This is a genomic window from Enterobacter cloacae complex sp. P42RS, from assembly GCF_014930595.1.
Lineage (GTDB): Bacteria > Pseudomonadota > Gammaproteobacteria > Enterobacterales > Enterobacteriaceae > Enterobacter > Enterobacter bugandensis.
On the sequence record NZ_JADBRK010000004.1, the window covers coordinates 132,958 to 152,010 of the forward strand.

Annotated in this window: 17 protein-coding genes; 6 read left to right on the forward strand and 11 right to left on the reverse strand. The window is 56.6% G+C overall.

Going from position 1 to position 19,053, the window contains the following annotated elements; translation table 11 throughout:
- Nucleotides 1–64 precede the first annotated feature (64 nt).
- Entirely contained in the window at nt 65–1,105 is a 1,041-nt protein-coding gene (locus IM314_RS06540) for an NADP(H)-dependent aldo-keto reductase (protein WP_193358438.1), read from the forward strand.
- A 46-nt stretch (nt 1,106–1,151) separates the two neighbouring features.
- On the opposite strand, the gene lplT is transcribed toward IM314_RS06540, so the two are convergent.
- Nucleotides 1,152–2,345, reverse strand: coding sequence for a lysophospholipid transporter LplT (gene lplT, locus IM314_RS06545; protein WP_028014288.1), 1,194 nt, complete (start codon nt 2,343–2,345; stop codon nt 1,152–1,154).
- Nucleotides 2,338–4,497, reverse strand: a complete 2,160-nt coding sequence (gene aas, locus IM314_RS06550; RefSeq protein WP_193358439.1) for a bifunctional acyl-ACP--phospholipid O-acyltransferase/long-chain-fatty-acid--ACP ligase — start codon at nt 4,495–4,497, stop codon at nt 2,338–2,340. Before aas ends, lplT begins: the two co-directional genes overlap by 8 nt.
- A gap of 624 nt (nt 4,498–5,121) precedes the next feature.
- On the opposite strand from aas, the gene galR reads away from it, so the two are divergent.
- Complete coding sequence (galR, locus tag IM314_RS06555; protein WP_028014290.1) at nt 5,122–6,138, forward strand: HTH-type transcriptional regulator GalR; 1,017 nt, start codon at nt 5,122–5,124, stop codon at nt 6,136–6,138.
- On the opposite strand, the gene IM314_RS06560 is transcribed toward galR, so the two are convergent.
- Nucleotides 6,099–6,584 (reverse strand): GNAT family N-acetyltransferase, encoded by a 486-nt coding sequence (locus IM314_RS06560; RefSeq protein WP_041908378.1) that lies wholly within the window; start codon nt 6,582–6,584, stop codon nt 6,099–6,101. The genes galR and IM314_RS06560 overlap by 40 nt on opposite strands.
- A gap of 220 nt (nt 6,585–6,804) precedes the next feature.
- Here IM314_RS06560 and IM314_RS06565 point away from each other — a divergent pair, with 220 nt between their 5' ends.
- A complete protein-coding gene (locus tag IM314_RS06565; protein ID WP_028014292.1) occupies nt 6,805–7,842 on the forward strand; it encodes a LacI family DNA-binding transcriptional regulator in 1,038 nt (345 codons plus the stop codon).
- On the opposite strand, the gene lysA is transcribed toward IM314_RS06565, so the two are convergent.
- A complete protein-coding gene (lysA, locus tag IM314_RS06570) occupies nt 7,812–9,074 on the reverse strand; it encodes a diaminopimelate decarboxylase (RefSeq protein WP_193358440.1) in 1,263 nt (420 codons plus the stop codon). The two genes, IM314_RS06565 and lysA, sit on opposite strands and share 31 nt — an antisense overlap.
- A 124-nt stretch (nt 9,075–9,198) precedes the next feature.
- Here lysA and IM314_RS06575 point away from each other — a divergent pair, with 124 nt between their 5' ends.
- Entirely contained in the window at nt 9,199–10,125 is a 927-nt protein-coding gene (locus IM314_RS06575) for a LysR family transcriptional regulator (RefSeq protein WP_045260912.1), read from the forward strand.
- On the opposite strand, the gene IM314_RS06580 is transcribed toward IM314_RS06575, so the two are convergent.
- On the reverse strand, nt 10,120–10,812 hold the full coding sequence (locus tag IM314_RS06580) for an aspartate/glutamate racemase (protein ID WP_028014295.1): 693 nt from the start codon (nt 10,810–10,812) through the stop codon (nt 10,120–10,122). The genes IM314_RS06575 and IM314_RS06580 overlap by 6 nt on opposite strands.
- 133 nt (nt 10,813–10,945) lie before the next feature.
- On the opposite strand from IM314_RS06580, the gene IM314_RS06585 reads away from it, so the two are divergent.
- On the forward strand, nt 10,946–11,269 hold the full coding sequence (locus tag IM314_RS06585) for a cupin domain-containing protein (RefSeq protein ID WP_041908374.1): 324 nt from the start codon (nt 10,946–10,948) through the stop codon (nt 11,267–11,269).
- A gap of 37 nt (nt 11,270–11,306) precedes the next feature.
- Here IM314_RS06585 and wzz(fepE) read toward each other — a convergent pair whose 3' ends face one another.
- The 6 genes from wzz(fepE) to IM314_RS06615 form a co-directional block, all read right to left on the reverse strand.
- Complete coding sequence (wzz(fepE), locus tag IM314_RS06590) at nt 11,307–12,431, reverse strand: LPS O-antigen length regulator Wzz(fepE) (RefSeq protein ID WP_193358441.1); 1,125 nt, start codon at nt 12,429–12,431, stop codon at nt 11,307–11,309.
- Between the two features lie 187 nt (nt 12,432–12,618).
- Nucleotides 12,619–14,034 (reverse strand): sugar porter family MFS transporter, encoded by a 1,416-nt coding sequence (locus tag IM314_RS06595; RefSeq protein WP_028014298.1) that lies wholly within the window; start codon nt 14,032–14,034, stop codon nt 12,619–12,621.
- 313 nt (nt 14,035–14,347) lie between these two features.
- Nucleotides 14,348–15,109, reverse strand: coding sequence for a 2-dehydro-3-deoxy-D-gluconate 5-dehydrogenase KduD (gene kduD / locus IM314_RS06600; protein ID WP_003862835.1), 762 nt, complete (start codon nt 15,107–15,109; stop codon nt 14,348–14,350).
- Between the two features lie 63 nt (nt 15,110–15,172).
- Entirely contained in the window at nt 15,173–16,009 is an 837-nt protein-coding gene (gene kduI, locus IM314_RS06605; protein ID WP_047364474.1) for a 5-dehydro-4-deoxy-D-glucuronate isomerase, read from the reverse strand.
- Nucleotides 16,010–16,244: 235 nt separating this feature from the next.
- Complete coding sequence (locus tag IM314_RS06610; RefSeq protein WP_193358442.1) at nt 16,245–17,423, reverse strand: acetyl-CoA C-acetyltransferase; 1,179 nt, start codon at nt 17,421–17,423, stop codon at nt 16,245–16,247.
- Nucleotides 17,424–17,516: 93 nt separating this feature from the next.
- Nucleotides 17,517–18,383 (reverse strand): LysR family transcriptional regulator, encoded by an 867-nt coding sequence (locus IM314_RS06615; RefSeq protein ID WP_193358443.1) that lies wholly within the window; start codon nt 18,381–18,383, stop codon nt 17,517–17,519.
- 104 nt (nt 18,384–18,487) lie between these two features.
- On the opposite strand from IM314_RS06615, the gene IM314_RS06620 reads away from it, so the two are divergent.
- The gene (locus tag IM314_RS06620; RefSeq protein ID WP_041908370.1) at nt 18,488–18,949 is read left to right on the forward strand and encodes a multidrug/biocide efflux PACE transporter; all 462 of its coding nucleotides are present in this window, start codon (nt 18,488–18,490) and stop codon (nt 18,947–18,949) included.
- The last annotated feature ends 104 nt before the right edge of the window (nt 18,950–19,053 follow it).

Below are 19,053 nucleotides of genomic sequence, written 5' to 3' on the forward strand. Positions count from 1 at the left end.
TGTTTATATTCCTTTGTCGGGAGGTTCCTGACGCGGTCTACATGTCTATTGAAGGAAGCCGGCTATGCATTATCACCGTATCCCCCACAGCGCTCTGGAGATAAGTCAACTGGGGTTGGGCACGATGACATTTGGTGAACAAAACAGCGAAGCCGATGCCCATGCACAACTCGATTATGCCGTCAGCCAGGGGATTAACCTGATTGATGTCGCAGAGATGTACCCTGTGCCTCCACGCCCTGAAACGCAGGGGCTTACCGAAACCTACGTCGGTAACTGGCTGGCAAAACGCGGTAACCGTGAAAAGCTGGTTATCGCCTCGAAAGTGAGTGGCCCCGCGCGAAACAACGATGCCGGGATCCGACCAAACCAAATCCTCGATCGCAAAAATATCCGCGCCGCGCTGGACGCGAGCCTGAAGCGCCTGCAAACCGACTATCTCGACCTTTACCAGGTCCACTGGCCGCAGCGTCCAACCAACTGTTTTGGCAAGCTCGGCTACAGCTGGAATGAGAGCGCCCCCGCCGTTACGCTGCTGGAAACGCTGGAGGCGCTGACCGAATGCCAGCGCGCGGGAAAAATCCGCTACATTGGCGTGTCCAACGAAACAGCCTTTGGCGTAATGCGCTATCTGCACCTGGCGGATAAACACGATCTGTCGCGCATCGTCACCATCCAGAACCCGTACAGCCTGCTTAACCGCAGCTACGAGGTGGGGCTGGCCGAAGTGACGCAATATGAGGAAGTGGAACTGCTCGCCTATTCATGCCTCGGTTTCGGCACCCTGACGGGGAAATACCTGAACGGTGCGAAACCGGCCGGGGCACGTAATACCCTCTTTAGCCGTTTTACCCGCTACAGCGGCGAGCAGACGCAAAAAGCCGTTGCTGCCTATGTGGATATCGCGAAGCGCCACGGCCTGGATCCGGCGCAGATGGCGCTGGCCTTCGTGCGCCGTCAGCCGTTTGTTGCCAGTACCCTGCTTGGCGCGACGACCATGGAACAGCTGAAAACTAACATTGAGAGTTTCCATCTGAACCTGAGTGAAGAGGTATTAGCGGAGATTGAAGCGGTGCATCAGGTTTATACCTATCCTGCGCCGTAGCCTGATGCTTTTGCCGGGTAAGGCGAAGCCGCCACCCGGCTACTTATTAACGGCGACGCTGCCAGATCCACAATCCCGCAATCGCCGCCGCGAACAGCCCACCAAATCCAACGCCAATCGCCACCACCGGGACACCCACTTTTACCGCCAGCGAGTAGAGCCCCAGCATTAACAGCATGGCCAGGTTTTCACCGAGATTTTGAACCGCAATGGCATTCCCCGCCCCGACGGTCTGCTTGCCACGCTCCTGGAGTAACGCATTCAGCGGTACCACAAAGAAGCCCCCCAGAATACCAATCAGGATCAACAGAGCATAAGCGGGCAATAACGCATGTTGTAGCGAGAAGATAAGCACCACGAGGCCAATCAGGATCCCCGCTGGCATGCAGCGTGCTACCGTTTCAAGCGTCACCAGCTTCGCCGCCGCGCCCGCCCCAGCCACAATCCCGATCGCCACCATCGCATTAAGATAGGTCGGCGTCGCATTGTCCGTAATCCCCAGCGCCACCGGTACCCACAGAACCAGCAGGAAGCGCAGCGTGACGCCCGCCCCCCAGAACATACTGGTTCCCATCAGGGAGAAACGCGTTTCCCCGTTACGCCAGAGCACGCGGCACGCGTTAAAGAAACTGCCGGTCATTGGTTTAAAGCGCCAGGACTGGCCCGGGCGAGCCACCGGCAGCTTCGGAATAAACAGGTTAGCCACGACCGCCCCACCATACACCACTGCACACACGCCCAGGGCCGCCAGAACATGCCAGTCGGCCAGCACGCCACCCGCGACGGAGCCGAGGAGGATAGCGGCAATCGTTGACGACTCCATCAGGCCGTTGGCTTTCACCAGCTTATCGCCCGTGGTCAGCTCCCCGAGGATGCCATACTTCGCCGGAGAGTAGGCGGCAGCGCCGATACCCACCAGCGTATAGCCAATAAACGGATTGAAGCCGAAGCAGATACTGGCAGCGCCCAGCAGCTTGAGACCGTTGGCAAACATCATCACCCGGCCTTTGGGGAAACTGTCCGCCACCTGCCCCACAAACGGGGCAAAGATAATGTAAGCGCCCACAAACACCATCTGCAGGATCGGCTGACTCCAGTCAGGGTAAAACTCGGCTTTCAGCAGCGCCAGCGTGGCAAACAGCAGCGCGTTATCACCGAATGCAGAGAGAAACTGCGCGGCGATGACCGCCATCATGCCTTTCGACCTGAGGGAGGTGTTAGTGTGTACTGACTCACGCATTTTGCTGTTCCGCCTCTTCAACCATACCTTTCAGGGTCACGAAATCGGGCTTGCCGCTACCCAGCACCGGAAGCTGCTTCAGGTAGCGAATATCGCGCGGCACCGCCAGCTCTGGAATGCCATGCTCACGCGCATAGCTCAGTAACCTGTCGCGCTTAAGCTCAGCATCAGTGGTAAACAGCACCAGCGCCTCGCCTTTGCTGGCATCGCTCTTCACGACCGTGGCGTGCATCTTCTCGGCGGACACGGCCGTCGCCAGCTGTTCAACCATTTCCAGAGAGACCATCTCACCGGCGATTTTGGCGAAGCGTTTTGCGCGCCCCTGAATCTGTACAAAGCCTTGCTCATCGAAACGAACGATGTCACCGGTGTCGTACCAGCCGGTTTCAATCTCGCCGTTGACGTTTTCCGCCGTTGGCGCTTCCAGCACGCCTGGGTTTTCCACGCGCAGGTAACCGTTCATCACGTTCGGCCCTTTCAGCTGCAGGCGGCCACCGTCCTCAATGCCCGGCACCGCCAGCAAGCGCGCATCCATCCCCGGCAGAATTCGGCCCACCGTTCCCGGTTTCGCCGCCATCGGTACGTTGATCGAGACAACGGGCGCGCACTCGGTAACGCCATAACCTTCAAGAATGCGCAGGCCAAACTTGTCCTGCCAGATCTGACGCGTGCTCTCCTGCAGCTTTTCCGCACCGGCCACCACGTACCGAACGCGGAAGAAATCATACGGATTGGCGAAACGGGCATAGTTACCCAGGAAGGTTGAGGTCCCGAACAGGACGGTGCAGTTACGGTCATACACCAGCTCCGGCACGATGCGGTAGTGCAGCGGGCTAGGATAGAGGAACACCTCGGCACCGGTCAGCAGCGGCGTGAACAGCCCCACAGTCAGGCCAAAGGAGTGGAACAGCGGCAGCGCCGACATAAAACGGTCATTCGCGGTAAAGTCGGCAATGCTTTTGATCTGCTCAACGTTCGCCAGAATACTCTTGTGGCTGTGGACGACGCCTTTCGGGTTGCCCTCCGAACCCGACGTGAAAAGGATAATCGCGTCATCTTCCGGCTGCTGTTTGACCTGAGCCAGATGCGGCACCAGCAGATGCGCAAAAATCCACAGCTTGTCGCCGGTGGTCACGTCCGCTTTTAGATCTTCCAGGAAGACCCAGCGTACCTGGGTCAGCTGTTCCGGCAGATGCCACAGCTTGCCTTTGTCCAGGAACTGTCGGGAGGTAAAGATGGTATTGATTTGGGCGGCGGTAATGGCGCTGGTCAGCCCTTTCACGCCCGCCGTGTAGTTCATCATCGACGGTATACGGCCACGGGAAACCGCACCAAAAATCACCGCCGCGCTGATGCCCGCGTTTGGCAGCATCAGGCCGATCTTTTCGCCCTTTTTGCTGTACTTCTCAAGAATGCGGCCCACGAACAGCGTCTTGGTCAGCAGTTTACGATAGGTATCCGGGGTAAAGTTGATGTCTTCAATGCAGTTTTTCTTCGCGCCGTAGCGGTACTGCGCCGAAAGCAGGGATTCATACAGCGTTTCGCGCGCACGAACGGCCATGCGCGCTTCCATCATAATCTGGTGCAGCATTTCCCCGGCGATTTTACGGCGATCGCGGGCACGCGGCGCTTCCGGCATCGGTAACGACGTTGGCGGCAGAATATGCAGGGTGATTTTGGGGAACAGACGCTGCTTCACCAGCCCCTTAAGGCGGCTGAAATGGGTCAACTCCGCGCCTTCAATGCGCAGCGGCACCACGGTCGCGTTTGATTTCGCCGCGACAAACCCCGCGCCGTCGTAGATTTTCATCAGCGAACCGGTCACTGAAATGCGCCCTTCCGGGAAAATGACCACCGGACGCCCCTGCTCTACCAGACGTACCAGGTGTTTAATCATCATCGGCTTTGTCGGGTCAAGCGGTACGAAATCGATCAGTGGGGTGAGCCAGCGCATATACCACTGCTGGCTGATGGAGGTATAGACCGCAAACACCGGACGCACGGGCAGAAACAGCGCAAGCAGGATGCCGTCTATAAAGGAAACATGATTGGGTGTGATAAGAACGCGCTCGCCACGAAGCGCCTGGGCATCGCCAGTGACGCGGATGCGAAAAAGAATACGGAACAGTGTACGGAAAAACCCAAATAGCATCTCAACTCCCTTTGCCAGACAGTGTGGTGGGTTGACAGTAAATGGTGGCAGATTACACGAGAAGTGATACGGGAGCGACAGCAAAAATGGAGGCGAAAAAAAACCTGCGCATCCGCGCAGGTTGGTGCAAGAGATGAGTACGAAACCGTACTAAGAATTCTCACCAATCAATACCTCTGGGATCTTGATTGTGGCTGTTGACCCTGCACTTCGCCAGCAGGAAAACGCAAGGGAATGAGCCGAAATGCAACCAGGTGTGAATATTCTCTTTTGCTGTTACAGGTTGAACTATCAGGCAAAAAAAAACCTGCGTAAGAACGCAGGCTGGTGTAAGTCGTGTTAATCAACCGGAGTTGATTCCACCTATCAATACCTCTGGGATCTCGACTCTACCAACCTCTTTAACGTCATCGCCACCGGACAATCGCAACAGCCTGAGGCAAAGTGTAACTAAAGGTTCAGAATGACATTCTTCTGACATGACCAGGCGTGTAACGATTACACTACCAGGGTTGGTCTGCGTCACGTTTGTGGCTCCCGGAAACCGGCTTCCCTTGAATGGACGTCACTTTTCCGCAACACTATTCAGTGTGTAAACGCTTACCCCAAATAAGAAGGTTATAAATGGCGACAATAAAGGATGTGGCTCGTCTGGCAGGTGTGTCGGTAGCCACCGTCTCCCGCGTGATTAATGATTCACCCAAAGCCAGTGACGCATCACGCCAGGCGGTACAAAGCGCCATGGAAACCCTGAACTACCATCCGAATGCCAACGCCCGCGCGCTCGCCCAGCAGTCAACAGAGACTATTGGGCTGGTGGTGGGAGACGTTTCCGATCCCTTTTTCGGTGCCATGGTAAAAGCGGTTGAACAGGTCTCTTATCAGACGGGTAATTTTTTGCTGATCGGCAATGGCTATCATAATGAACAAAAAGAACGCCAGGCCATCGAGCAGCTGATCCGCCACCGCTGCGCTGCACTGGTGGTACACGCCAAAATGATCCCGGATGCCGAGCTAATTCACCTGATGAAGCAGATGCCCGGCATGGTGATTATCAACCGTATTATCCCCGGCTTTGAAAAACGCTGTGTAGCCCTCGACGACCGCTACGGCGCCTGGCTTGCGACCCGTCATCTGATTCAACAGGGTCATACCCGGATTGGCTATCTCTGCTCCAATCACCCCATTTCTGATGCGGAAGACCGCCTGCAGGGCTACTACGACGCCCTGCGCGAAAACGGTCTGCCGTGCAATGACCGTCTGGTGGCCTACGGTGAACCGGATGAGAGCGGCGGCGAACAGGCCATGACGGAGCTGCTGGGTCGCGGACGGAATTTCACCGCGGTCGCCAGCTATAACGATTCGATGGCCGCCGGGGCAATGGGCGTCATGAATGACAACGGGATCGAGGTGCCGGCGGAAATCTCGCTGATTGGCTTCGACGATGTTTTGGTCTCCCGGTACGTGCGCCCGCGCCTGACCACCGTACGCTACCCCATCATCACGATGGCCACCCAGGCCGCAGAGCTGGCGCTGGCGCTGGCCGAACAACGCCAGCCGCCGGAGATTACCCATCTCTTCAGTCCAACGTTAGTGCGCCGTCACTCCGTTGCTGCCCCCGCTGACGCACAGAGCGAATAGCGATACAGGTGTACCGTTTTATCCGGATACTCCAGCCCATCGCCAATATACTGCCAGCCGTAACGTTCATAGAAGTCGCGGCAGGCAGACCAGAGATGAAGTTCCTCGTACCCGGCCCGTGCGGCGAAGCGAATAACATGCTGCTGTAACTTCCCTGCCAGCCCCTTGCCACGCGCCGCGTCGTCAACGTAGAGCGCCGCCAGCCACGGACAGAGATCCTGACGGGTAATCAAATCACAGCGCCAGAGTCCCACCGTCCCGAGAAGCCGTTCATCCTCTACGGCGATAAAGGTCAGCGGCAGGGCACCCGGCGTCTGGCTGTGCTCGACGATGCTATGGAAAAAATCCCGCGCAAGCCCCTCGCCAAAGGCCTGCCAGAGCCAGTCGGTGACCTGCTCCGCATAGCGCGGTGCCTCGTAAAGCGGGAGAATGACGGTCTTTTTCACGTTTCACCTGCGTTTTTAATGATTATGCTGGCCTGACGTCTCCAGCCCGGTTTGGCGATTATTTTACCAGAGTCAGACTATTTAGTTTTACTTCCGGCAGGCCAGGCGAATCGTGACCAAAAAGCGTGATCGTGGCAGAAGTTTTGCGCTTCCCGCATCGCTTATACGCTGTCAGGTCTGTGTTAAACTGCAAACCATTACGTGGAAGCAGGAATGTAGAATGGCAACAATGCTGGATGTCTCACTGCGCGCGGGCGTGTCGAAGGCTACCGTCTCGCGCGTGCTGAATGGCACAGGTCAGGTTAAAGAGAGCACGCGTCAGCAGGTCTTTGCTGCGATGGAAGAGCTGGGCTACCGCCCAAACTTTCTCGCGCGTTCGCTGGCTAACCAGACCAGCAACAGCATTGGTCTGGTCGTCTCTACCTTCGACGGCTTTTACTTTGGTCGTCTTTTGCAGCAGGCGTCGCGGCAGACCGAAACCCACGGGAAACAGCTGATCGTCACCGACGGTCACGACGCGCCAGAGCAGGAAGAGCAGGCGGTGCAAATGCTGGCCGACCGCCAGTGCGATGCCATCGTGCTTTACACGCGCTATATGAGCGAAAAAGCGATCATCAAGCTGATTAATACCGTGCAAACGCCGCTGGTGGTCATCAACCGTGAAGTCAGCCAGGCACCGGAGCGCTGCGTGTTCTTCGAACAACAGGATGCCGCGTTTAAGGCGGTGGATTACCTGATCAATCAGGGCCACCGGGAGATCGCCTGCATTACCGTTCCGATCCACACCCCCACGGGTAAAGCGCGGCTGATGGGCTACCGTAAGGCGCTGGAAAAGCACGGCATTCGTCTGGACGAGCGTCGAATAAAGTACGGTGATGCGGGAATGACGCGGGGCTATGAGCTGTGTAAGGAGCTGATTGCTGAAGGGGTGTCGTTCAGCGCGCTGTTTGCCTGTAACGATGATATGGCGCTTGGCGCGTCCAAAGCGCTGCATCAGGCAGGGCTTAAGATCCCGCAGGATATCTCCCTGTTCGGCTTTGACGATGCCCCAAGCGCAAAGTGGCTGGAGCCTGCGCTGTCGTCGGTTTATCTGCCGATAGATAACATGATCGTCACGGCTATCGATCAGGCGATCCGGCTGGCGAAGAACCAGCCGGTCGATGCGATCCCGCCGTTTACCGGCACGCTGGTATTACGCGATTCGGTCACAACGGGGCCGTACTTTAATCAAACGAGTTCCAGCGCCAGCAGTTCCTGAATGGTCTGGCGACGACGGATCAGCCGCGCCTTGCCGTTATCAAACAGCACTTCCGGCAGCAGCGGACGGCTGTTGTAGTTCGAGGACATAGACGCCCCGTACGCCCCGGTGTCGTGCAGCACCAGGTAATCGCCCGGCTTCACCTCGGGCAGCGCGCGGGTTTCAACTTTGCCACCTTCCTGCTGGGTAAACACATCACCGGATTCACACAGCGGGCCTGCGACCACCGTCTCGCGGCGCGGCGCGTGCGTTAAATCGCGGCCATCGGCAGCCAGGGCGGTAATGTGATGGTAGCTGCCGTACATGGACGGACGCATCAGGTCGTTAAAGCCCGCATCAATCAGCACGAAGTGGCGGGAGCCCATCTCTTTGACGCTGCGTACCTGAGCCACCAGCACGCCGGCTTCGGCTACCAGGAAACGACCCGGCTCAATTTCCAGCTTCACGGCATGGCCCTGATGCGCGGCAATTTGATCGCGCGCGGCGCTCCACAGGCCGTAATAGTGATCGGTGTCGATCGCCTCTTCCCCTTCACGATAAGGAATGGAAAGACCTCCACCGGCGGAGATCGCCTCCAGATCCTGACCGAAGTCGACAACCTGGCGCACCATCGCCCCGCACACCTGCTCCAGGTGCCCGTAATCGACGCCGGAGCCAATGTGCATATGAATGCCTACCAGCTTCAGGCTGTAGCGCTGCAGTACCTCAAGCGCGGCAGGCATATCGGCGTACCAGATGCCGTGCTTGCTGTTTTCGCCCCCGGTGTTGGTTTTTTGGCTATGGCCATGTCCAAAGCCCGGGTTGACGCGCAGCCAGACGCGATGGCCGGGTGAAACCTGCCCAAGCTGCTCCAGCATATCCACAGAACCGGCGTTCACCGGCACCTGCAGTTCATGCACGCGCGCAAGCGTGGCGTCGTCGATCACATCCGCGGTAAAGACGATCGCGTCAGGATCGGTTTTCGGATCAAAGCCTGCCGCCAGCGCACGCTCGATTTCACCCAGCGATACGGAGTCAACTTTCACGCCCTGCTCGCGCATCAGGCGCAGAATATGAATATTGGAGCAAGCCTTCTGGGCAAAACGCACCACGTCAAACTGATGCAGGGCGGCGATCTTCTCGCGAACGATCTGCGCGTCGTAGACCCATACCGGGCAGCCAAACTCGGCGGGCAGGCGCAGCAGGTTTTCAGCGTTCAAATCGGTATCCGTCTGGTTGAGCGGGCGTGGCATGGTCTTCTCCGGTTCAATTCATTTTTTTTATGATTACGCCACAGCGGAAGCAGAATAAAAAATATCGTTTTATCGCGAGTCTATGCAAAAATGATATGGACAGTTCCTTGCTTTCAGGTGCCCTATGCCCGCCGTCAATTTACGCCACATCGAGATTTTCCACGCCGTGATGACCGCCGGCAATCTCACCGAAGCCGCGCAGATGCTGCATACCTCGCAGCCGACGGTCAGCCGCGAGCTGGCGCGCTTCGAGAAAGTGCTGGGGCTGAAGCTGTTCGAACGCGCCCGGGGCAGGCTTCACCCGACGGTGCAGGGGTTGCGCCTGTTTGAGGAAGTGCAGCGCTCATGGTACGGGCTGGACAGAATCGTCAGCGCGGCGGAAAGCCTGCGCGAGTTTCGTCAGGGCGAGCTGTCGATTGTCTGCCTGCCCGTCTTCTCTCAGTCCTTTTTACCGACGCTGCTCCAGCCTTTTCTGGCCCGCTATCCTGAGGTCAATCTCACCATCGTCCCGCAGGAGTCGCCTCTGCTTGAAGAGTGGCTGTCGGCACAGCGGCACGATCTCGGGTTAACCGAAACCCTCTCGACACCCGCAGGAACGGCGCGCACGGAACTGCTCGCGCTGGATGAAGTGTGCGTTCTGCCCGCCGGGCATCGGCTTGCCCACAAAGCAGTGCTGACGCCCGCGGATTTTCATGGTGAAAACTACATTAGCCTGTCGCAAACGGACAGCTACCGGCAGCTGCTGGATACGCTTTTTTCTGAGCATCAGGTGAAGCGGCGGATGGTCGTTGAAACCCACAGCGCGGCGTCAATATGCGCGATGGTGCGCGCGGGCGTCGGCGTTGCGGTCGTCAATCCGCTTACGGCGCTGGACTATGCAGGAAGCGGGATCGTCATCCGCCGTTTTAGCGTTTCCGTCCCGTTCACCGTAAGCCTTATCCGCCCGCTGCACCGTCCGGCTTCCGCGCTGGTGGACGCATTCACCGAACACTTAGTTGAGCATGCGCGTCAGGTGGCGCTTCGCTTACCTGACCTGCAAAACCCGTTATGACAGCATAAATTCCACGGCATCTGCCGCGTGAATGGCCGCGGTATCAAACACCGGGATGGGGCTTCGTTCGGCCGGCACCAGCAAACCGATCTCCGTGCAGCCGAAAATCACCCCTTCAGCCCCCTGCTGCGCCAGTTTATCTATTACGCTGACGTAATATGCGCGGGAGGTTTCGCTGAAGGTTCCGAGGCAGAGCTCGTCGAAGATAATCTGATTGATGCGCGCCCGGTCCCCCTCATCCGGGATCAGGCTTTCAATCCCAAACTCGCTGTGCAAGCGCCCGCGATAGAAATCCTGCTCCATGGTGTAACGTGTGCCCAGCAAGGCCACGCGCGACATTCCCGAAGCGCGAATGGCGCGTCCGGTGGCGTCCGCGATGTGCAGGAACGGCAGCGAACAGCGCGCTTCAATGTGCGAGGCCACTTTGTGCATCGTGTTGGTACACAGCAGAATGCCCTGCGCCCCCGCACGCTCCAGCCCCAGCGCGGCATCAGCCAGGATTTCTCCGGCTTTATCCCATTCGCCGCTCGACTGGCAGGCTTCGATTTCATGAAAATCAACGCTGTGCAGCAGCAGGCTCGCGGAGTGCAGGCCGCCCAGACGCTGCTTTACGCCTTCGTTAATCAGGCGGTAATAAGGGATTGTCGATTCCCAGCTCATCCCACCTATCAGGCCAATCGTTTTCATCATCGCTCCTTATCTGTTTAAGCCAGTGAAGCAAACTTGTGATCCTGTTTCCAGTTCTTTATTACGTCGTTTTCTTTTTAAGCTGGCCAATGTAAATTAAATAAAACACTGTTTTATTATGAAGGGCAAAGCCATGTTTATGTTCCACAAAGAGACCGCGTCTGAAGATCTGGGGAACGGCGTTACGCGTCGCGTGCTGGCCCACGGCGGCAGGATGATGGCGGTTGAAGTACATTTTGAGCAGGGCGCGATTGGCCCACTGCATAACCACCCGCACGAACAGTTAACCTATGTTCTCTCTGGAGAATTTGAGTTTACCATTGGTGAAGAGAAGCATGTCGTGACGGCGGGAGATACCCTCTACAAACAACCACATGTGATGCACGGCTGCGTCTGCCTCAGGGCCGGCACGCTGCTGGACACCTTTACGCCTGTTCGCGAGGATTTCCTGAAATAAAAAAGGCGCTGTTGCAGCGCCTTCATGTGTGCAGAATTTATTCCGTTACCGGCTCTGGCAATGGGTTTCGGCTGAGCATGGCCTCACGGAGTAATACGCTGCCGCAGGCAAACAGAGCGCCAAGGATCGCCGCCAGAATGACAATCATGCCTTTGCCCGGGCCGTCTTTTTTCACCGGCATCGATGGCGAAAGCTGATACCTGAATGGCTCAAGCTTAACGTCTGCGAAGGAGAGTTTTTTCAGCTGCGCCAGGTAATATTCCCGGTTCTGGAAGTCCGCGTTCAGCTCCGTCACATCCTTAAGATTTTTTTCAATCCTTAGCTTTTCCGCGATACCGTCAGCCCCGAGCGCGACGGAGTAATCCGGATCGTCTTTTATCCCTTGTCCGTTGCTATAAACAGGCTTCTTAATGCCCGCCGCATTCGCCACTTCCAGCGAATAGTTCAGCCGCTGCAGGTTGGTGTTATGCACATTGGTCAGACGAACGCGGTCGAGCGTCAGCTGCTGCTCTACCTCGTTCGTTTTGAGGGCGATCTGGTTGCGGATATTCTGCACCGTTTCTTTCTCAACAATTGCCGAGATATAGTTGATATACCCCTCCAGAACGGATTGGGCATCGGCAGCGGTCGGCGCGGTGAAGCTCAATGTCCAGGAGACGAAAGGCGCTTTATCCGCATCTTTTCCCTGAACATCATTCACCGCTTTCATTCTGTCTGCAATATTGACAACCGCACGGTGCAGTTCAAGCGGGTCCACTTGCGCATTCTTGAGCTGTGCCATCACGTAAGGGGAAGAGGTAATATACTCTTCGAGCAATGACTGCGACTGGAATTTTTTAATAAACAGGTCAAAGACTTCCTGACGGGTAACCGGCACCTTCACATCAAGAACCTGCAGCGCAACCATCATCTGGCGCAGCGGGTTCCACTGTGTCTGTTCCGCCGGAGTGATCACCGCTTTACTGGTCCATTTTTGCGGCAGTAGAAGCGCAATTGCCAGACCTGCCAGCGCGAAAACAAAGATAATGGTGGCAATACGTTTTTTCGCGGTAATCAGAATATCTAACAGGCCCAGAAGATCGATCTCTTTTGAACTGACTGCTGGAGGGGCATATGAGGGAAAATCGAGGTCCGTGTTTTTTTTGAAATCCATTGCTGACATAGCCGTTCTTCTGTTTCGGGTGCAGTAAATTCCTGCCGGGTGAGTTCAGTTGCCCGATAATACAAGAAACTAAGAATAATCTGAACGCGAGAATGGACTATCTGAGGAACTGCTATCAAAGTTGGTAGTTATTCAGCATCACGCTAACAAAACGCCGGGTGGCGCTGCGCTTACCCGGCATTAACTCTTACACGCCGATATTTCGCAGTTTCTCCCCGCTCATCAGCTTGCGTTCAATATGTTCCAGCGTCACGCCTTTGGTTTCTGGAATTAGCCAGAATGTCACGCCAATAAACGCCACGTTCAGCACCGTATAGAGCCAGAAGGTTCCCGCCGCGCCAATCGCATCCAGCAGCGTCAGGAAGGTCGCACCGATGATCATGTTCGACACCCAGTTGGTGGTGGTGGAACAGGTGATACCAAAATCGCGACATTTCAGCGGCTGAATTTCAGAGCACAGGATCCACACCACCGGCGCGGCGCTCATCGCGTAGCCAGCAATACACATCATGGTCATGCCCACGGAGAGCCAGGAGAGGCCGCTGGACGCCGTGCCGTTATCAAACTGCATCAGGCAGTAGCCGAGGATCAGGGTGCCGAGCGCCATCACGCTAAAGCCAATTTTCAGCGCAGGCTTACGACCGGCCTTATCGACGGTGAACACCGCAATAAAGGTGGCGAACATAAAGGTCAGCCCCACCACCAGCGTGGCGATCATCTGCTGTTCCGTGGTGGTAAAACCGGCCATTTTGAAGATGCGCGGGGCGTAATACATGATGATGTTCATCCCCGTGAACTGCTGCATCGCCTGCAGCAACATACCGAGGAACACCGCGCGGCGCACGTTGCGGTTAGCCTTAAACAGCGACCAGCCGCCCTGCTTCAGCTTCAGGCTTTCGCGGATCTCGTTCAGCTCTTCACGCGCTTTCTCAGACGTGTCGCGCAGCATGCGCAGCACCTCTTCCGCTTCCACGTGACGCCCTTTTTGCGCCAGCCAGCGCGGACTGTTGGGCAGGAAGATCACTAAAACAATCAGCACTACCGCAGGCAGCGCCAGCACGCCGAGCATCGCCCGCCAGTTACCGCTGTAGCTGAAGTACGTATCGGACAAGAACGCCAGCACGATGCCCAGCGTCACCATCAGCTGGTACATACTAATCATCTTGCCGCGCACGTTCTCGCTCGCCATTTCGGAGAGATACAGCGGCGCAGTGTAGGAGGCAATCCCCACCGCCACGCCCAGCAGTACGCGGGAGAGCAGCAGCACTTCAACGTTAGTGGCAAACGCCGAACCAATGGACCCGGCAACAAACAGGACCGCCCCGACCATCAGGCTGTATTTACGCCCGAGGCGGAACGAAAGCCAGCCGTTAAACAGCGCGCCGATGGCCGCGCCGAGCATCATGCTGCTCACCACCCACTCCTGCAGGCGGTTACTCAGCGTAAAGTGATCGGTAATAAACGGCAGCGCCCCGGCGATAACGCCGATATCCAGGCCGAACAACAAACCGGCCACGGCTGCCGCAATGGAGACAAACTGGTTCATGCGGCGGGTATCGCGCAGCGCGGCGGGCATCAGGGTAGAGTCATTTATAGATGTCATATTTTTCCTGCCTCAACAGCAAAATTCGTTAAATGAAATTACGAGATAGCGGGGAAAAGTGTCAGGCCGGAATTCGTGAAGATATGGATTATTTCGCTATGGCATAGCGATCTGTGATGGACATTACAATTTCAACTAATGCTGGATAATCACCTGATATTACTAACGCCTTAATTTTTCAGTAATAAAAGTGTGATGGCAGTCATCTATGATTTTTAAGTATGGATTTTTCGTGTTTATCAATATGGACTTTGACAAATTTTAAGCAAAAAAAACCTCCGCCGAAGAGCAGAGGTATTTGTCATAAGTTAGGTTATCGCGCCAGCCAGCCGCCATCAACCGCGACGGTATAACCATTGATATAGTCCGATGCCGGGGAAGCCAGGAACACTACCGGCCCCATCAGATCGCTCGGCAGCCCCCAGCGGCCCGCCGGAATACGCTCCAGGATCGCCGCACTGCGTTCTTCGTCCGCGCGAAGCTGCTGGGTGTTGTTGGTGGCCATGTAGCCCGGCGCAATCGCGTTGACGTTGATGTTGTGCTGCGCCCATTCGTTCGCCAGCAGGCGGGTCACGCCCATCACCGCGCTTTTCGACGCGGTGTAAGACGGCACGCGGATGCCGCCCTGGAAGGAGAGCATCGAGGCGATGTTAATGATCTTGCCGCCCTTGCCCTGCGCGATGAAGTGCTTCGCCGCCGCCTGGGACATAAAGAACACGCTCTTGATGTTCAGGTTCATGACATCGTCCCAGTCGGTCTCGCTGAAGTTAATCGCGTCTTCACGGCGGATCAGCCCCGCGTTGTTGACCAGAATGTCGATATGGCCAAATTCCGCCACCGCGCGATCCAGCAGCTCCGGAATAGCGTCGATTTTACGCAGGTCGGCGGTCAGGCTGAGAAAACGGCGGCCCAGCGCGGTTACGCGTTCGATGGTTTCCGTGGGCTCAACGATGTTAATCCCGACGATATCACAGCCCGCTTCCGCCAGGCCTAACGCCATCCCCTGGCCCAGTCCGGTGTCACACCCGGAAACCACGGCCACTTTACCCTGCAGAGAAAATGCATCCAGAATCATGTTTGTTCCTTACTCTTTCAGCGCCTGTCATCAACAGGCAGATGTATGCTTAACTGCCCGCGACTAGCGCAGATCCTTAACCGCGACGTGGTCCATGTCATCGAAGACCTGGTTTTCTCCAACCATCCCCCAGATGAAGGTATAGGCTTTAGTCCCCACGCCGGAGTGAATAGACCAGCTGGGTGAAATCACCGCCTGCTCGTTATGCATGACGATATGACGGGTTTCCTGAGGCTGTCCCATCATGTGGAACACGCAGGCGTCTTCATCCATGTTGAAGTAGAAGTAGACTTCCATGCGGCGTTCGTGGGTATGGCACGGCATGGTGTTCCACAGGTTGCCTGGCGCAAGCTCGGTCAGCCCCATGCTGAGCTGGCAGGTTTCCAGCACATCCGGCACGAAGTATTTATTGATGGTGCGGCGGTTGCTGGTGAGGTTGTCGCCCAGCGTCACGGGCGCAACGTCCGCGGGCGTTACTTTTTTGGTTGGATAAGCGGTGTGCGCCGGGGCGCAGTTGTAGTAAAACTTCGCGGGTTTACTGCCGTCGAGGCTGGCAAAGACCACCTCTTTCGCCCCTTTGCCGACGTACAGCCCGTCGCGGTGGCCAATCTCGTAGCACTGGCCGTCCACGGTAATCGTGCCCGGCCCGCCAATATTAATCACGCCCAGCTCACGACGCTCCAGGAAGTAGCTTACGCCCAGCTGCTTGCCTACTTCACCGCCCACGGAGACGGTTTTCGCCACCGGCATAATGCCGCCCACGATAATGCGGTCGATGTGGCTATAGACCATGGTGTACTTATCGGCTTCGAACACCTGCTCAACTAAAAACTCGCTGCGCAGTCCCTGAGTATCCAGCGTTTTGGCGTGCGCGCTGTGGATGCTTTGTCTGACGTCCACGGTAACCTCCAGATGTGGTCATGCCCGAAGGCAGAAATTAAACGAAACGACGTTTCGTTTTATGATGAGCACATACTAGCGGCATAAAATAGGGTTTTCAATTGCAATTAAAACAACGTTTCATTTTTTATTTTTGTTTATAACAGAAATGACGCGCGGATCACGATTACTTCCCATGAAGAGAAGAGCACGATAAAAAAAACCTCCCGAAGGAGGTTTTTTAAGGGAGGAGAAATTAGCGTTCGATGGCGAGCGCCACACCCTGTCCGCCGCCTATACAGAGGGTAGCGATCCCTTTGCGCGCGTTTCGCTTTTTCATTTCGTGGACCAGCGAAACCAGGATTCGGCAGCCGGACGCGCCGATGGGATGACCCAGCGCAATTGCACCGCCGTTCACGTTGACCCGCAGCGGATCCCATTCCAGCATTTTGCCGACCGAGATCGCCTGCGCGGCAAAGGCTTCGTTCACTTCGATCAGATCGACATCCGAAAGCTGCCACCCTGCGCGCTCCAGGCAGCGACGGGTAGCGTAGACCGGCGCAATCCCCATCAACGCAGGATCCACGCCCACGCTGGCAAACGCCTTAATGCGGGCCAGCACGGGGAGATCGAGCTCAAGGGCTTTGCTTTCGCTCATCATCATCACGGCGGCGGCACCGTCGTTAATGGACGAGGCATTGCCCGCGGTGACTGAGCCCTGTGTTTCAAACGCGGGGTTCAGTCTCGCCAGGCCTTCTGCGCTGGCATCCGTGCGCGGCTGTTCATCGGTATCGACGACGATCGCCTCGCCGTTCTGACGCTGCGTGCTGACCGGGACAATCTCGTCGCGAAAGCGACCGGAATCAATCGCGGTACGCGCTTTTTGCTGCGAACTGAGCGCATAGGCGTCCTGCAATTCGCGGCTAATGCCGTACTCGCGCGCCAGGTTTTCTGCCGTCACGCCCATATGATAGTCGTTGAACGCATCCCACAGCCCGTCATGCACGAGGCTGTCGAGCAGCTGGCTGTTACCCAGCTGCGCGCCGGTTCGGCTATCGGTGAGAACGTGCGGCGCGCGGCTCATGTTCTCTTGTCCGCCAGCTATAACCACATCCGCTTCACCACACTGAATGGCCTGGGTGGCGAGATGCAGCGCTTTTAACCCTGAACCACAGACGTCGTTGATGGTAATGGCGGAGACGGTATTGGGCAGCCCACCCTTCAGCGCCGCCTGACGCGCAGGGTTTTGCCCGGCACCGGCCGTGAGAACCTGCCCCAGGATCACCTCATCAACTTCATGGGCTGCGATCCCGCTACGTTCCACCAGCGCTTTAACGACCACGCTGCCCAGGTCAACCGCCGAGTGACGCGCAAGCGCTCCCTGAAAACAGCCGATAGCCGTACGCAACGCACCCACTATTACGACATCTTTCATCACGACCTCTGTGTTAAATGACATGACGATAGTAGAGGATTGTTACTGGCAATTATCTTAATTGTTTAAAAATAGTGAGTTTAATCACAAGGATTAGCGTGCATCCTGCAGATACTGCCGTAGCCAGCTTCCGGCCACGCCGGGAGGGGATCGTTTATTCCACAGCAGATCGATGCCGATCGCCCGTGGCCAGCCGGGAACATTGAGCTGTACCAGCGACTTCGCGGCGGCGAATTCATCCACCAGCGCGCACGGCAGCACGCACCAGCCGAACCCCTGGACGGCCATACTCAGCAATAACAGGTAGTTCGGCGCTGACCAGACGGGCCCGCGCGCGATCTCAGCCTCGCGCTCAAGGTAGGTGCTGAGCCTCAGCTCCCGCCAGCCGTGCAGCTCGTCGCTCTGCACCTCGCGTTGTCCGGCGAGCGGATGCGTGGTCGCGGCATATATCGCCATTCGGGTCTGCACCGGCAGCCGGGTAGCGCCAATATCCGTAGGATAACCGTCTCGCGCTTCCGTCAGCCCCACCTGCGCGCGCTCCTTTTGCAGCAGATCGATCACGTCCTCTTCCTCGCCAATCAGGCATTCGAATTCCGTGTGGGGAAAGCGAGCGTCAAACTGCTTCATCAGATCTTCAAGCACGTCGGGGTTGAGGGTATCGGAGAGGACAAACGTCAGACGCGCCTCCGTTTGTGCCGTTAACGACACCGCCAGCTCATCCAGCCGCGTGCTGGCGGCGAGGATGGCCTGCACATAGCCCAGCACCTGTTCTCCCTGGACCGTTAACACCGGCTGGCGCGCCGAGCGGTCAAACAGTTCGAAACCAAGATCGGCTTCAAGGTTGGCAATGGAGGTGCTGATCGTCGACTGGCTTTTACGCAGCCTGCGCGCGGCAGCAGAGAAAGAGCCTGCCGCAACGGTCTCAACAAACGCAGTAAGAGCTTCAGGTGAATAGCGCATAAACTATCTACTTTATCGATGGATACCATCTTTAATATATCACCTTTAGCGATAAAAATAGGCTGCATCAACGCCCATACCGGTGAATTAATGAGGTCTACACTATGCAACATCAGGATGCACTCCAACGTAAGCTGCCGGAGCGGATCTTTCATGCTGTCTGTTTCGAAGGGATTGCCACGGCAATTCTCGCCCCCACGGCGGCATGGCTGATGCAGCGATCGGTGGTGGAGATGGGTGGGTTAACCATTATCCTGGCTACCACCGCCATGCTCTGGAACATTATCTATAACTTCGGCTTCGACCGTTTCTGGCCTGTCCAGCGCGTAAAACGTACGGCAAAAGTGCGCGCGCTGCACGCCCTGGGGTTCGAATGCGGGTTTATTGTAATCGGCGTGTCGATTGTCGCCGCCGTGCTGGGCGTGACCCTGCTTGAGGCATTCACGTTAGAAATTGGTTTCTTCCTGTTCTTCCTGCCATACACCATGTTCTATAACTGGGCATACGATAACCTGCGTGAGAAATTCCTTAAGCGTCGTCAGCAACGACGCGCTCTTGCAGGCTAAACCCTCGCTGGCCGGACGCCTGTTCCGGCCAAACTCCGTCGAAGCAACTGCGCTCTTCAGGCATAACTATGGTAAATTGCACGCCATTCTGATGGTTTGTTAGT

Coding starts and splice junctions, on each gene's coding strand:
- IM314_RS06580 (WP_028014295.1), bottom strand. CDS start 10,812: ATGAAAACGATTGGCCTGATAGGTGGGATGAGCTGGGAATCGACAATC.
- lplT (WP_028014288.1), bottom strand. CDS start 2,345: ATGCGTGAGTCAGTACACACTAACACCTCCCTCAGGTCGAAAGGCATG.
- IM314_RS06615 (WP_193358443.1), bottom strand. CDS start 18,383: ATGCGCTATTCACCTGAAGCTCTTACTGCGTTTGTTGAGACCGTTGCG.
- IM314_RS06610 (WP_193358442.1), bottom strand. CDS start 17,423: ATGAAAGATGTCGTAATAGTGGGTGCGTTGCGTACGGCTATCGGCTGT.
- IM314_RS06540 (WP_193358438.1), top strand. CDS start 65: ATGCATTATCACCGTATCCCCCACAGCGCTCTGGAGATAAGTCAACTG.
- aas (WP_193358439.1), bottom strand. CDS start 4,497: ATGCTATTTGGGTTTTTCCGTACACTGTTCCGTATTCTTTTTCGCATC.
- IM314_RS06595 (WP_028014298.1), bottom strand. CDS start 14,034: ATGACATCTATAAATGACTCTACCCTGATGCCCGCCGCGCTGCGCGAT.
- IM314_RS06575 (WP_045260912.1), top strand. CDS start 9,199: ATGCCCGCCGTCAATTTACGCCACATCGAGATTTTCCACGCCGTGATG.
- lysA (WP_193358440.1), bottom strand. CDS start 9,074: ATGCCACGCCCGCTCAACCAGACGGATACCGATTTGAACGCTGAAAAC.
- IM314_RS06585 (WP_041908374.1), top strand. CDS start 10,946: ATGTTTATGTTCCACAAAGAGACCGCGTCTGAAGATCTGGGGAACGGC.
- galR (WP_028014290.1), top strand. CDS start 5,122: ATGGCGACAATAAAGGATGTGGCTCGTCTGGCAGGTGTGTCGGTAGCC.
- kduD (WP_003862835.1), bottom strand. CDS start 15,109: ATGATTCTGGATGCATTTTCTCTGCAGGGTAAAGTGGCCGTGGTTTCC.
- IM314_RS06565 (WP_028014292.1), top strand. CDS start 6,805: ATGGCAACAATGCTGGATGTCTCACTGCGCGCGGGCGTGTCGAAGGCT.
- IM314_RS06620 (WP_041908370.1), top strand. CDS start 18,488: ATGCAACATCAGGATGCACTCCAACGTAAGCTGCCGGAGCGGATCTTT.